Source organism: Aquitalea pelogenes (assembly GCF_001515305.1).
Taxonomy (GTDB): domain Bacteria; phylum Pseudomonadota; class Gammaproteobacteria; order Burkholderiales; family Chromobacteriaceae; genus Aquitalea; species Aquitalea pelogenes.
The window spans coordinates 1-13,170 of record NZ_LNQV01000035.1 but is presented as its reverse complement, the minus strand read 5'-3'; the positions used below and the strand labels follow the sequence as shown (position 1 = coordinate 13,170).

Here is a 13,170-nt window from a genome sequence, read left to right as displayed (position 1 = left end):
ACAGCAACAAGGTTAACTTTAGTTAATTTTCGTCAGGATGCAGCCACTGCCTGTTGCACACGCTGCCATTGCCGGGCCGAGGAGAAACCGGCGGCCAGCGCGGCCTTTTCCTTGGACAGCCCACTGGCCCGCCATTGCCCGGCCAGCGCGGCGCGCAAGCCCAGGTGGTAATCGTGCACCGACACCCCGGCATGCTCGCGGAACAGGCGGGACAGATGGCGCACGCTGACATGCACCTGATCGGCCAGGGTGGCCAGGCTCCAGTCCTGTTGCGGGCTGGCGGCTATCAGGTCCTGCACCTTGTGCACAGCCGGATGCAGGTGATTGCGGTGCGCCAGCCACGGTGAAAGCTGGGCATCCTGACCGGCACGGCGGAAATACACCACCATCTCGCGTGCCACCTCGCGCGCCGTGGCGGCACCGGCCAGCTGGCTGATCAGCTGCAAGGCCAGATCAATACCAGCCGTGATGCCCGCACTGGTCCACACGCTGCCATCCTGCACGAAAACGCGGTTCTCCAGCACCTGGGAACTGTTGTCGGTCTGGCGCAGCCGTTCAATCAGGCTGTGATGGGTGGTGCACTGACGGTGTGCCAGCAATCCGGCCATGCCGGCCAGCAAGGCAGCCGAGCATATGGTGGCCAGCTGATGATGCTGGGGCTGGAAGCTGCTGGAGAGCCAGCTGACAATCTGCTGCGCTTCCGTCATGGCGTACGCCTCAGCCGAGCAGTCGGCACCGGGAATCAGAATCAGGCTGCCCTCTGGCAAGTGCCGGGGCAAGGGCTGCAGCCCGCCCACAGGCAGGCCGAGCGAACAGTGCGTGGCGGTGTCACAGGCCGCATAGTGCAGGCGGAATGGCGCACCGAACTCGGTGGCAATGCGGAAGGCTTCGGCCGGACCGGCAAAGTCCAGCAGCATGAAGCGCGGTGGCAGTACAAACCAGATATCACGTGCCATGGGCCACCACCCCACGCCGCCAGCGTGCCAGCAACAAGCCGCCAAACACGTTCACTACCAGTCCGGCCAGCAACAGCACACTGCCCGCCGCCTGCAGCAGGCTCAGCCTTTCGCCCAGCAATAGCGCGGAGGTAAGCACCCCCACCACTGGCACCAGCAAGGAAAACGGGGCCACTTTATTGGCCGGATGACGGCTGAGCAAGCGGCTCCACATGCCATAACCCAGCAAGGTGGCCATGAAGGCGAGATAGGCCACCGCCAGGAAGGAACCGAGCGAGAAATGGCGCAAGGCGATTTCCATGCGCTGCGGCCCTTCCAGCCACCAGGACAGGGCCAGGTAGGGCAGCGGTGGCACCAGGCTGGACCACACTACCAGATTGAGCGGTTCCACCTTGTGCCCGGCCTTGCCCATCAGCCGGACGATGATGTTGGACGAGGCCCAGCAGAATGCTGCCGCCAGCGTCAGGCCAAAACCGATGGCGGTCATGCTGCCGCCCTTGGCCAGCCCGATCAGCGCCAGCCCGGCACAGGCACACGACAGGCCCAGGATTTGCGCGGCCTGCCAGCGCTCATGCAGCATCAGCCCGGCCAGGATCAGGGTAAAGAAGGCCTGCGACTGCAAGACCACCGAGGCAAGCCCGGCCGGCATGCCCAGCTTGATGGCGGAAAACAGAAAGGCAAACTGCCCGACGCCCACGCTCAAGCCATATGCCGCCACCCAGCCCCAGGGCAGCGTTGGCCGGCGCACCAGCAGCACCGCCGGAAAAGCCGCCAGCATGAAGCGCAAGGCACCCAGTAACAAGGGGGGCACGTCGGCCACGCCGTACTTGATCACCACGAAATTGACGCCCCAGATCAGCACGATGGCCAGCGCCTGCAATACATCCTTCAAGGGCATGAAACTTGCTCCAAAACAGCAGCAGGCCGCCATGGCCTGCCTGCCGGATAAATGAATCGTCTACAGCCGCGCCAGCGCCTGTTCCACCGTAACGATGTCGGCAAAACGCCCGGCCAGCACCAGCTCGGTTTTTTCCCGGATTTCATCCGCGCTGTACAGCTTGCCGCTGAGCGGGTGGCGCATGGCAAAGGTGAGCGTGGCTTCACTGACAAAATCCACCGCAAAACCCAGATCGGACGCGACCCGGGTGGTGGTTTCGCAGCACTGCTCGGTGCGGATGCCGGACACCAGCAACTTGCCGATGCCACGCTCGGCCAGCCAGGGCTGCAGGCCGGAATCCAGCATGGCATTGTGCACGTGTTTGATGAAGATGGCATCCGGATTGGCCGGTAGCCAGGCCATGGGCCGCACAAGACCACTTGCCGCAGCAAACGGGCCGTCGCCATCCTCGTGCAATACATACAGCACCGGAATACCCGCCGCCCGCGCCCCGGCAATCAGTGCCAGCATGCGCTGGCGAAACGGCGGCAAGGCCGTTTCGTCCCAGTAATCGCGCTGCAAGAAGGAATCCTGCACATCAATCACCAATAAGGCCGCCTTGTTTGCATCCATGTCATCCACTCCCTGTTGCAGTTGATGGACACAGTCTAGGCGCTTGCAAAGTCAGGCGGCATGCTGGTGCCAGACAAGATACTGTCAAATCAGGACATCAGGCATCACAGCATGCCCGGCCAGGCGCGCTGCACTTCGTCCAGCAAGAGGTAGAGTGCGGTTCCCGCCATCAACAGCCCCATGCCCAGATTGAACAGCATCAGACCGCGCGCACCGCTGAGCAGATGGCGCAGCCGCTCCCCCATCCAGGCCCACAGGCTGATACAGGGCAGGTTGACCACGGCAAACACCAGCGCCATCAACAAGGCGGCGCTGAGCCGGGTTTCCGCCGATGCCGGCATGAACAGGATGGAAGCATTGAGCACCATCACCCAGGCTTTGGGGTTGACCCACTGGAACAAGGCCGCCGCCCAGAAACCCATGGGCCGGCCGGTTTCTCCACCCTGCGGCGCGGCAGAGCGGGCAATTTTCCACGACAGGTACAGCAAGTAGATACAACCGGCCACCGCCAGTGGCAAACGGGCCGCCTGTACCCATTGCAAGGCCCAGGCCAGCAAACAGGCGGTGATGAACACCTGCGCCGAACAGCCGATGCTGATACCCAGCATGTGCGGCAAGGTGCGGCGAAAGCCGTAATTGACGCCGGAGGTGGCCAGCATCAGGTTGTTGGGACCGGGCGTGATGGACATCACCCCCACATAAGACATCAGGGCAAACTCCAGCATGTCAGGGCTCCTTGTCACCGTGCATGCGCCGGATGGCGCTGCTACACCTTCATGCTACGGAGCCTGGACCGATGGTGACAGATTCAGCAATTTACTATTGTGATGGTGACAGTGAGCGGTTTACCCCAACTGTCACCACACACTATGATGAGCACTGTCACTGTCGCCAGCCACGCTGCTGCGGCATTGTTGAACCTTGCCTCAGTCTTGCCCGGAACATTCGCCATGCCACCCGAAAACCTACCCCACAGCCCAGCCGGCAATGCCACCTTGTACCAGCAACTGGCCGAAGACCTGTCGCTGGCCATTGCCCGTGGCACCTTGCCGCCCGGCTCGCGCCTGCCTTCGGTACGGCGCACCTCGCAAAGCCGGCAACTGAGCCTGAACACGGTGGTGGCGGCTTACCGGGTGCTGGAAGACCGCGGGCTGATCGAGGCCCGGCCGCAATCCGGCTATTACGTGCGGGCAAGGCTGCCCTCGCCCGCTCGCCCGGCCATGACGCAAAGCAGTGTCGCCAAGCCCACTGAAAGCAAGGTACTGGATTTGATAGGCGCAGTGCTGGATGCACAGCAAACCCCCGGCTTCATCGACCTGGCGCTGGCCTGCCCGCGTGGCAGCGACTTCTACCCCGGCAACAAGCTGGCCAGGCTGATGGGGCAGATATTGCGGCGTCAGCCAGGCATGGTCAGCACTTACGCCCTGCCACCGGGTTCCGAGCGGCTAAGGGTGCAGATTGCCCGCCGCAGTCTGGAACTGGGCATGGCCTTGCAGGCGGAAAACATCATCCTGACCAATGGCTGCATGGAGGCATTGCAACTGGCATTGCGCGCTGTCACCAAACCGGGCGACGCCGTGGGGCTGGAATCGCCCACCTATTTCAACCTCTTGCCGCTGTTTGCCAGCCTGGGTCTGAAAGCCGTGGAGATTCCCACCGACCCGCAGCACGGTATTTCGGTGGATGCAGTGGAACTGCTGCTGTCCGAAGGGCGCATCAGCGCACTAGTGGCCATGCCCAATGTGCACAATCCGCTGGGTTGCAGCATGCCGCTGGAGGCCAAGAAGCGGCTGGCGCGGCTGGTGAATCACTATCAGGTGCCGCTGATCGAGGACGGGCTGTATGCCGAGTTGCAGTTCAGCGACACCCAGGCCCCGGCGGCCAAGGCCTTTGACGAAGACGGCTGGATCATCTTCTGCACCAGCTATACCAAGACACTGGCACCGGATTTTCGCATCGGCTGGATGGAGGGCGGCCGCTTTGGCCCGGCACTGCGCAAGCTGAAATTTGCGTCTTCCGTCGCCCAGCCCATGGTGCTATCGGAAACGCTGGGGGCTTTTCTGGAATCCGGCGGCTACGACCACCACCTGCGCGCACTCAAGCGCCACTACGCCCAGCATGTGGAAAAAGTGCGCGGCCTGATTGCCCGTCACTTCCCGGCCGGCACGCGCGCCACCGACCCGGCCGGCGGCTTTCTGATCTGGCTGGAACTGCCAGAAGGCTGCGACAGCGTGGCGCTGTTCCATGCCGCCATTGCCGAGAACATCAGCATCATGCCGGGGCCCTTGTATTCACCCGGCGGGCGCTACCGCAATGCCATGCGCCTGTCCTGCTGCTATCCGCTGGATGAACGCTATGTCGCCGCCCTCACCCGGGTGGGCATGCTGGCCCAGCAACAGCTCAAGCCGCGTCTAGCCTGAAAGTGCCAAGCGCTGCGGCTGCTGACGGGTCTGGCTGGGGGTTTCGCCAAACAGGCGGCGGTAGTCGTAGGTAAAATGGCTGGGACTGGCAAAGCCCCAATCTTCCGCCAGTTGCTGGATGCTGTCCGCGCTGCCCTGTGGCGAGCGCAGCAGACGGCGCACCTGATTAAGCCTCAGTGCCCGCAGGAAGGGCAGCGGGCTCATGGCGGTGACTTCCTGAAAACCGTTTTGCAAGGTACGGCGCGTCACATGCAGTTCGCGGCACAGTCCTTCCACCGTCAGCCACTGGCTGGCCGGTTGCAATGCACGCTGCCTTGCCTGTTCCACCCATTGCCAATGACGCTGGCTGCTGCCCTCGCGCCGCAGCGAGGCTTCCGCCTGCCCTTCGCTCAAGGCCAGCAACAAGGCATCCACCGAACAATCCAGCAGTAATTGGCGGCCAATGCTGTCCGGCGTTTGCCGTGCCAGCGCCAGCAGCTCGTAAATCTGGCCACACAGCAGCCGGTGGCTGGCTTCGGGCAGGCGTACCGCAGCGCTTTGCAGCCAGTGCGCAGGCAAGTCGCGGCCAAACAGTTGCTGATGACGCGAGGCCAGCACTTCCTGCTCCAGCACGATGCCATAAATGGTGAAATCGTCCGGCGTGCGCAAGGTGAAGTCACTGCCGCCCATGGCCACCAGTACGGCGGAAGGCGGCACGTTGCGGCCATGAAAGCGCAAGCGCTCACCACTGCCTGGCGCCGGTATGCCAAACCAGATGGCTCCACGCCAGGGCTGGCATTGCTGGTAGGTTTCGCGGGCCGAATATTCACGGAACACCTGCAAGCGTCCCAGGCACAGCTCATCCAGCCGCCCGGAAAAACGGCCACAGGAAATCTGCGCGTAATCCTGCTCCCAGCCGCTGATGAAGGCGGCCTGATCCGCCGCGTCATCCGCCAGACGGGTAACAAACTGCAGGGACAATCCTTGGCTTAGCGGGTCCATGTGCGGCTCCCAATACATTGATCTGCAAGGATATAGCAAGAAACACACCAGCTTTGCCTGCGTATTTGCGACTTCTTGCTGTCATAAATCGGAAATTTCACCGTCACGGTGCAAACACGGGGCTTGCATGCCTCATCACGGTGCTGATTCACAGCAAAAATTGCCACACTCTGCACTATCAGGCAGCCCGCAGCTGGCATGCCGCTTGCAAAACTGTCGCTCACAGACACGCGCGGCGGCAGTTGGCTGTCACGGACGGCTTTGCTGTTTTCCGATTTTCGATAACGGCCACCGCCACACCCTGCCTAGCATGCTTGTCAGGCCCCGGAGCCACCGCACCGGGCAGGGAGAAGTGAGTCAAAAAAGAGGAAATGTCATGAGCAACAGCAATCACGGCCTGGCGCGCAAGCTGGGCGGCTGGCAACTATGGGGGATCGCCGTCGGGCTGGTGATCTCGGGAGAATACTTCGGCTGGAGCTATGGCTGGGCCCAGGCCGGTACGCTGGGCTTTCTGCTCAGCTCGGTGTTTGTCGCCATCATGTATACCGCCTTCATTTTCAGCTTTACCGAGCTGACCACCGCCATTCCGCATGCGGGCGGACCGTTTGCCTATGCCCGCCGCGCCTTTGGCCCGGTTGGCGGCTTTCTGGCCGGTTATGCCACCTTGTGCGAATTCGTGTTTGCTCCGCCGGCCATTGCGCTGGCCATTGGCGCCTACCTGAACGTGCAGTTTCCCGAGCTGAGCGCCAAGTGGATTGCCTGTGGCGCCTACATCGTGTTCATGGCGCTGAATATCGTGGGTGTCAGCGTGGCCGCAGCCTTCGAGCTGGTGGTCACCCTGCTGGCCATCTTTGAACTGCTGCTGTTCATGGGCGTGGTATCGCCGGGCTTCAGTTGGGACAACTTCACCCACCACGGCTGGGCTGGTAGCGACAGCTTCAGCCTGAGCGCCATCGGTGGCATGTTTGCCGCCATTCCGTTTGCCATCTGGTTCTTCCTGGCCATTGAAGGCGCCGCCATGGCCGCCGAAGAAGCCAAGGACCCCAGCCGCACCATTCCGCGCGCCTATGTAGCCGGCATCCTCACCCTGGTGGCGCTGGCCATGGGCGTGATGATCATGGCAGGCGGTGCCGGTGACTGGAGCAAGCTGGCCAACATCAACGACCCGCTGCCGCAGGCAATGAAGCTGATCGTGGGCAGCAACAGCGGCTGGCTGCACATGCTGGTATGGCTGGGCCTCCTGGGCCTGATTGCCAGCTTCCACGGCATCATCATGGGCTATTCGCGCCAGATCTTCGCGCTGGCCCGTGCCGGTTACCTGCCGCCGATGCTGGCGGTAATCCACCCGCGTTTCAAGACACCGCATCGCGCCATCATCGTGGGCGGGATTGTCGGCATTGCCGCCATCTTCAGTGACGACCTGATCCAGATTGCCGGTCAGCCGCTGACCGCCAACATCGTCACCCTGTCGGTGTTCGGTGCCATCGTGATGTACATCGTGTCCATGCTGGCCCTGTTCAAACTGCGCCGCAGTGAACCCACCCTGACCCGTCCGTTCAGCGCACCGGCCTACCCGCTGCTGCCCGGCCTGGCACTGGCCTGCGCGGTGGTATGCCTGGTGGCCATGATCTGGTACAACCAGTTGCTGGCGCTGATTTTTGCCGGCAGCCTGGCCGTGGCCTATGCCTACTACCTGCTGACCCATCGCCAGCGTGCTGCTGCCGCCAGCGATCATCTGCTGGAAGGTGGCGATGCCACCACGCTGAAACCTGCTGTTGCCCGTAGCGAATAAGAGAGAGGCGGGGTGTGCCCGGCACACCCCGGTAAACCATGTCCTACGCCATCACCATCGGCCCGCACCGTTACCAGTTTGACGACCTGAAAACCCTGCTGGCCCGCGCCACGCCCTTGCGTTCGGGCGACCAGCTGGCCGGGATAGCCGCCAGCAGCGCCGAAGAGCGTGTGGCGGCACAAATGTGTCTGGCCGACGTGCCACTCACTACTTTCTTGCAAGAGCTGCTGATTCCCTACGAAGAAGACGAAGTCAGCCGCCTGATCATCGACAGCCACGACGCCCACGCCTTTGCCCCCATCCGCCACCTGACCGTGGGTGGCCTGCGCGACTGGCTGCTGTCCGATGCCGCCAACAGCAACACCCTGGCCGCCGTGGCGCCCGGCCTGACGCCGGAAATGGTGTCCGCCGTCAGCAAGCTGATGCGCAACCAGGACCTGATATGGGTGGCCAGCAAATGCCGGGTGATCACCCGTTTTCGCAACACGCAGGGCCTGCCCGGTCACATGGGCGTACGCCTGCAGCCCAACCACCCCACTGACGACGCACGCGGCATTGCCGCCGCCATGCTGGACGGCCTGCTGTACGGCGCTGGCGATGCGGTAATCGGCATCAATCCGGCCAGCGACAGCCCGGAAGCCATCCACACCATGCTGGCGATGATGGATGAAGTACGCCAGCGCTATGCCATTCCCACCCAGAGCTGCGTGCTCACCCACGTCACCAGCACGCTGGAACTCATCCGGCGCGGCGCACCGGTGGATCTGGTGTTCCAGTCGATTGCCGGTACGGAAAAAGCCAATAGCGGCTTCGGCATCAATCTGGCGGTGCTGGGCGAAGCACAGCAGGCCGCACTGGAGCTGCGCCGCGGCACGGTGGGCGACAATGTGATGTACTTCGAAACAGGCCAGGGCAGCGCGCTGTCGGCCAACGCCCACTGGGGCGTGGACCAGCAAACCTGCGAAGTGCGCGCCTATGCAGTGGCGCGGCATTTCTCGCCGCTGCTGGTGAATACCGTGGTGGGCTTCATCGGCCCGGAATACCTGTACAACGGCAAGCAGATCATCCGCGCCGGGCTGGAAGACCATTTCTGCGGCAAGCTGCTGGGCCTGCCCATGGGCTGCGACATCTGCTATACCAACCATGCCGAAGCCGACCAGGACGATATGGACAGCCTGCTCACCCTGTTGGGCACGGCGGGCATCCACTTCATCATTGGCGTGCCCGGTGCCGACGACATCATGCTGGGTTATCAGAGCACCTCGTTTCACGATGCACTCTACCTGCGTCAGTTGCTGGGCCTGAAGCGGGCTCCGGAGTTTGAAGACTGGCTGGAAAGCATGGCCATTACCCGCGCCGGCAAGCTACAGGCACAAGACCGCCAGCAAGCCTTGCTGCAATTGATGGAGACCTTCCGATGAATGCCCCGTTCAGCCCGGCCACCACCGGCAACAGTGCCATCACCGAAGACAGCTGGCAGGAGCTGGCCAGCCATACCGTGGCGCGCATTGCGCTGGGACGGGTGGGCTCTAGCCTGCCCACGCGCGAAACCCTGCGCTTTGCCCTGGCCCATGCCCAGGCCCGCGATGCCGTGCACACGCCGCTGGAGCTGTCCGCACTGAGCGCATCCCTGCAAGACCTGCAATTGGCCAGCCTGCAAGTGCGCAGTGCCGCACCCAGCCGCGCAGCCTATCTGCAACGGCCGGACCAGGGCCGTCGCCTGCACCCGGACAGCCGCGCCAGCCTGCTGGCTGCCGGAGTGGAACCCTGTGATGTGCTGTTCGTGGTGGGAGATGGTTTGTCAGCCCGCGCAGTGGCCAGCCATGCCGTGCCACTGATCGCTGCCACCCTGCCGCTGTTGCAGGAGCAGGGCTTGCGGGTGGGGCCGGTGGTATTGGCCACCGAAGCGCGGGTGGCCCTGGCCGATGAAGTGGGTGAATGCCTGCAGGCGGCCATGGTGGTGATGCTGATTGGCGAGCGCCCCGGCCTGAGCTCACCGGACAGCCTGGGGGTATATCTCACCAGCGCACCACGGGTGGGCTGCATGGATTCGGCGCGCAACTGCATTTCCAATGTGCGCCCGCAAGGCCTGCCCTACCCTCTGGCAGCTTATAAACTGGCCTGGCTGATCCGCGCAGGTCGTACCAGCGGCACCGGCGTGGCACTCAAGGACGGCAGTGCTGCCGAGGCCGGCTGGCTGCAGCTGCAACAACAACTGGCGCTGGCCGCACAGCAGGACTGAGGACTTCAGCCACAGCAGGCCGCCTCTTGTTGCAGGCGGCCGTGCAAGGCCGCCTCGCTCAGCGGCACCGACAGGCCAAAGCCCTGGTACTGGCAACATTCCATCTCGCGCAGCAGCTGCAATTGCTCTGCCGTTTCCACGCCTTCGGCCACCACCGTCTTGCCCAGATTGCGCCCCAGCGTCACCACGGCGCTCACCACCATGCGTTGCTGTTCATTGCTTTCAATGCCTGCCACCAGGCTGCGGTCTATCTTGATGATGCCAAGCGGAAAGCGCACCAGATAAGCCAGCGAGGAATAACCGGTACCAAAATCGTCCATCGCCAGTTGCGCGCCCCAGCCCTGCAATTCCTGCATCTGGCTGATGATGTGTTCGGTATCGCCCAGCAGCAGGGATTCGGTGATTTCCAGCTCCAGCAAATCAGGTGACAAGCCGCTGTCGGCCAGTGCGCTGGCCAGCTCGCGGCACAGGTGGTCACGCTCGAACAGGCGTGGCGACAGATTGACCGCCAGACTGATGCTGCTGGCCGCCATGCGGTTATAGCGGGCAATGGCCATGCTGGCCTTGCGCAGGATGGACATGGTCAGCGGCAGGATCAAGCCGCACTCCTCTGCCACCGGAATGAAGCGGTCCGGCCCGATATCGCCCAGCTGGGCGTGGTGCCAGCGTGCCAGCGCCTCCACGCCAACCATCTTGCCGTGCCGGTCAAACTTGGGCTGATAGGCCACGCTGAAACCATCCTGCTCCAGCGCCAGCCGCATTTCGCGCTCCAGCGTGAAGCGCTCGTCCGACTGCTGGTCCAGCTTGCCGGTAAAGAAATGCAGATTATCCTTGCCTGCCGCCTTGGCGGCATACATGGCCACATCGGCGTGACGCAGCAAGGTCTGCTCGTCCACACCGTCGCGCGGGTACAGTGCCACCCCCATGCTGGCGCTGACATTGCAACTGTGCTCTTGCAGCAGCACCGGCTGGCTGGTCTTGAGCCGGATGCGTTCGAGCAAGGTCCACAGGCCCTCCTCGCTATCCAGATCATTCAGGATCAGCACAAACTCGTCCCCGCCCAGCCTGGCCACGGTATCGAGCTTGCGGATGCTGCCGGCAATACGCCCGGCCACGGTCTTGAGCAACTGGTCGCCCGCGTCATGCCCCAGGTTGTCGTTGATGAACTTGAAGTTGTCCAGATCGATGAACACCACCGCCAGCCTGCTTTGCGCCCGCGCGGCCCTGGCCACACTCTGCTTCAGCCTGTCGTACAGCAAGGCGCGGTTGGCAGCCCGGTGAGAGCGTCAAAATTGGCCTGCATTTCCAGCTGTTGCTGGTAATGCTTGCGTTCGGAAATATCCTGCACCGTGCCCTCGTAATACAGGAAACGGCCGTGTTCCGATGACACCACATGCGCATTCTCGGATATCCAGATGCGCTGGCCATCCTTGCGGTAGACCTCGGACTCGAAATTCACCACCTCGCCCGCCGTTTCCATCAGCCGCAGGAATTCCTCGCGCCGACCGGCTTCCACATACAGCTGGCAGCTGATGTCGGACAGATTCAGGATCAGCTCCTCCGGCGAAGCATAACCATACAGCCGCGCCAGGGCCGGATTGGCCGCCAGGTAACGGCCGGTCTTGCTGCTCTGGAAAATGCCCTCCTGCGCATGCTCGAAAATGGTGCGATATCGCATCTCGGCCTGCGCCAATGCACGAATAGTGCGCTGCTGGCTGGTGACATCCATCACGAAACCTTCCAGTACCATGCCATCGCCGTCCGGCGACGCCACCCCGCTTTCCCGTACATGACGCAGCTGGCCACCCGCAGTCCGTATCCGGTACTGCAAGGCAAAACGGCCATTGCCACGCAGGCTGCTGGCCAGCGCCTCGGCCACCGCCTGGCGGTCATCCTTGTGAATCACCCCCATCCAGCCGCCACTGCTGGCGGTCAGCTGGGCCGCGCTGTAACCGCACAAGGCCAGGCAACCACGGCTGACAAACTGCATGTGACGCTCCGGGTCATGCCGACCGCGATAGGCCATGCCATCAAGATGATGAATCAGGTTTTCCAGTGCCGCCGGCTGGAAACCGTTTACGGCATGGGCATGCAGGGAAACAGGACGCAAGGATTGTGTGCTGGGCATCGGGCTGTACATGCGTTGTCGGTGACAGGATGGGATAAAACGCAGCAATAAACATGCCCGCACCAGAAAAGGGGCCATCCCCCTGCACCTAGGATTTACATGGGCAGGCATTCCGCAGAGCGGCAAATTTACGGTAGCATGCGCCAACCATGACGTGACACATGGCAATGCCATCCTGTTGCCAGGTTGCGTTGAGACACCGCTACATGGCGGCATTGTTGAATATCCGGAGTCCCATGCGGGCCATACTCATTTTGTGTACCTTGCTGCTGGCTGGCTGCAGCAGCTGGCTGCAAAGCGGCAAGGACTTGCTGCAATCCTGGTCGGCTCCGGCCAAACCCCATGCGCCATCCGAGGCGTCCGGGCTTTGCCAGGTCCGCCATTTCCTGATTGGCTGGGGGCGGGAATATCCGGAAGCCAGAGGCAGTGCCTTTGTCACCAGTTACAGCATCACTACCGATCAGGGGCAGCTGCATGTGGATGACCTCACGGTTTACCGTGACATCATGCAAGGCAAGGGACAGCGTGTGGCCTTGCTGATGTCCAATGCCCCCGGCGGCTGGATTGTCGACCTGGCAGCAGACAGCCAGCGCAAGCAACTGCGCAGCAGCGTGATGTGCCGCCTGCCTTCGCAAAATGAGGGCATGTCCAACCCACCATGAAGACATATTGTTTTTCCATGCGTACAGACAAATCATGTCATGCGGAAATGTTTATACTGACCCGCCGTATCCGTTCATTTGACCTGCCGCATAAATAATCTGGCAGTGCTTGGCTGTTTTCAATGACAGTGGCTATAGTGTGGTTTATTGGGGCAATACTGAACAATCAATAAAAACCAGAATAAATTTAAATGAATTCTAAAAAATCCAGTTCAAGCACCGGCACATGCAAAGCCAGCAGCCAACTGGAACCGTTTCCGCTATACCGTGAATATCTGAATGCTGCACAGCGCCAGCCGGGCCCGCAAGGCAAACCGGTCTGTTTGTGTGCCGTATTTCTTCCACTTATTGCCTAGGGTGCTTTCGTGTCAGATCTGCTAAAAAAAATCGATGCCAGAACAAAACTGGCAGGGACCAACAAGCTGGAAATCCTGCTGTTCTCCCTGGGTCACGACCAGCGTACCGGGAGGAAGGAAGTC

General features: G+C 62.1%; 12 protein-coding genes and 1 pseudogene. 6 read left to right on the top strand and 7 right to left on the bottom strand.

Annotated elements, in window-relative coordinates:
• Positions 1-32 precede the first annotated feature (32 nt).
• The 4 genes from AWT75_RS14610 to AWT75_RS14595 form a co-directional block, all read right to left on the bottom strand.
• Entirely contained in the window at positions 33-956 is a 924-nt protein-coding gene (locus tag AWT75_RS14610) for a GlxA family transcriptional regulator (RefSeq protein WP_062789889.1), read from the bottom strand.
• Entirely contained in the window at positions 946-1,854 is a 909-nt protein-coding gene (locus AWT75_RS14605) for an EamA family transporter (protein WP_062789886.1), read from the bottom strand. Before AWT75_RS14605 ends, AWT75_RS14610 begins: the two co-directional genes overlap by 11 nt.
• A 60-nt stretch (positions 1,855-1,914) precedes the next feature.
• The gene (locus AWT75_RS14600) at positions 1,915-2,466 is read right to left on the bottom strand and encodes an isochorismatase family protein (RefSeq protein WP_062789937.1); all 552 of its coding nucleotides are present in this window, start codon (positions 2,464-2,466) and stop codon (positions 1,915-1,917) included.
• 104 nt (positions 2,467-2,570) lie between these two features.
• Positions 2,571-3,191, bottom strand: a complete 621-nt coding sequence (locus AWT75_RS14595) for a LysE family translocator (protein ID WP_045848370.1) — start codon at positions 3,189-3,191, stop codon at positions 2,571-2,573.
• A 225-nt stretch (positions 3,192-3,416) separates the two neighbouring features.
• On the opposite strand from AWT75_RS14595, the gene AWT75_RS14590 reads away from it, so the two are divergent.
• On the top strand, positions 3,417-4,886 hold the full coding sequence (locus tag AWT75_RS14590; protein ID WP_062789883.1) for an aminotransferase-like domain-containing protein: 1,470 nt from the start codon (positions 3,417-3,419) through the stop codon (positions 4,884-4,886).
• Here AWT75_RS14590 and AWT75_RS14585 read toward each other — a convergent pair.
• A complete protein-coding gene (locus AWT75_RS14585) occupies positions 4,878-5,867 on the bottom strand; it encodes a helix-turn-helix domain-containing protein (protein WP_161937759.1) in 990 nt (329 codons plus the stop codon). The two genes, AWT75_RS14590 and AWT75_RS14585, sit on opposite strands and share 9 nt — an antisense overlap.
• 376 nt (positions 5,868-6,243) lie before the next feature.
• On the opposite strand from AWT75_RS14585, the gene eat reads away from it, so the two are divergent.
• The 3 genes from eat to eutC are packed head-to-tail and all read left to right on the top strand — an operon-like array spanning position 6,244 to position 9,901.
• Complete coding sequence (gene eat, locus AWT75_RS14580) at positions 6,244-7,659, top strand: ethanolamine permease (protein WP_045848372.1); 1,416 nt, start codon at positions 6,244-6,246, stop codon at positions 7,657-7,659.
• Positions 7,660-7,697: 38 nt separating this feature from the next.
• The gene (locus tag AWT75_RS14575) at positions 7,698-9,080 is read left to right on the top strand and encodes an ethanolamine ammonia-lyase subunit EutB (protein ID WP_062789871.1); all 1,383 of its coding nucleotides are present in this window, start codon (positions 7,698-7,700) and stop codon (positions 9,078-9,080) included.
• On the top strand, positions 9,077-9,901 hold the full coding sequence (gene eutC / locus AWT75_RS14570) for an ethanolamine ammonia-lyase subunit EutC (protein ID WP_062789868.1): 825 nt from the start codon (positions 9,077-9,079) through the stop codon (positions 9,899-9,901). Before AWT75_RS14575 ends, eutC begins: the two co-directional genes overlap by 4 nt.
• A 5-nt stretch (positions 9,902-9,906) precedes the next feature.
• Here the strand turns inward: eutC and AWT75_RS14565 are convergent, their stop codons facing one another.
• Together AWT75_RS14565 and AWT75_RS14560 are read right to left on the bottom strand one after the other, a co-directional pair.
• Positions 9,907-11,133, bottom strand: coding sequence for a putative bifunctional diguanylate cyclase/phosphodiesterase (locus AWT75_RS14565; RefSeq protein ID WP_161937758.1), 1,227 nt, complete (start codon positions 11,131-11,133; stop codon positions 9,907-9,909).
• A gap of 8 nt (positions 11,134-11,141) precedes the next feature.
• Positions 11,142-12,029, bottom strand: coding sequence for a PAS domain-containing protein (locus AWT75_RS14560; protein WP_161937757.1), 888 nt, complete (start codon positions 12,027-12,029; stop codon positions 11,142-11,144).
• 236 nt (positions 12,030-12,265) lie between these two features.
• Between AWT75_RS14560 and AWT75_RS14555 the strand changes: the two genes are divergently transcribed.
• Together AWT75_RS14555 and AWT75_RS23040 are read left to right on the top strand one after the other, a co-directional pair.
• The gene (locus AWT75_RS14555) at positions 12,266-12,691 is read left to right on the top strand and encodes a hypothetical protein (protein ID WP_062789859.1); all 426 of its coding nucleotides are present in this window, start codon (positions 12,266-12,268) and stop codon (positions 12,689-12,691) included.
• Positions 12,692-13,056: 365 nt separating this feature from the next.
• Positions 13,057-13,170, top strand: a pseudogene (locus AWT75_RS23040) (chemotaxis protein CheV); the annotation flags it as partial.

Bases quoted from the DNA above. Each gene is read 5' to 3' on its own strand.
- eat (WP_045848372.1), top strand. From the start codon at position 6,244: ATGAGCAACAGCAATCACGGCCTGGCGCGCAAGCTGGGCGGCTGGCAA.
- AWT75_RS14585 (WP_161937759.1), bottom strand. From the start codon at position 5,867: ATGGACCCGCTAAGCCAAGGATTGTCCCTGCAGTTTGTTACCCGTCTG.
- AWT75_RS14610 (WP_062789889.1), bottom strand. From the start codon at position 956: ATGGCACGTGATATCTGGTTTGTACTGCCACCGCGCTTCATGCTGCTG.
- AWT75_RS14560 (WP_161937757.1), bottom strand. From the start codon at position 12,029: ATGCCCAGCACACAATCCTTGCGTCCTGTTTCCCTGCATGCCCATGCC.
- AWT75_RS14600 (WP_062789937.1), bottom strand. From the start codon at position 2,466: ATGGATGCAAACAAGGCGGCCTTATTGGTGATTGATGTGCAGGATTCC.
- eutC (WP_062789868.1), top strand. From the start codon at position 9,077: ATGAATGCCCCGTTCAGCCCGGCCACCACCGGCAACAGTGCCATCACC.
- AWT75_RS14590 (WP_062789883.1), top strand. From the start codon at position 3,417: ATGCCACCCGAAAACCTACCCCACAGCCCAGCCGGCAATGCCACCTTG.
- AWT75_RS14605 (WP_062789886.1), bottom strand. From the start codon at position 1,854: ATGCCCTTGAAGGATGTATTGCAGGCGCTGGCCATCGTGCTGATCTGG.
- AWT75_RS14595 (WP_045848370.1), bottom strand. From the start codon at position 3,191: ATGCTGGAGTTTGCCCTGATGTCTTATGTGGGGGTGATGTCCATCACG.
- AWT75_RS14555 (WP_062789859.1), top strand. From the start codon at position 12,266: ATGCGGGCCATACTCATTTTGTGTACCTTGCTGCTGGCTGGCTGCAGC.
- AWT75_RS14575 (WP_062789871.1), top strand. From the start codon at position 7,698: ATGTCCTACGCCATCACCATCGGCCCGCACCGTTACCAGTTTGACGAC.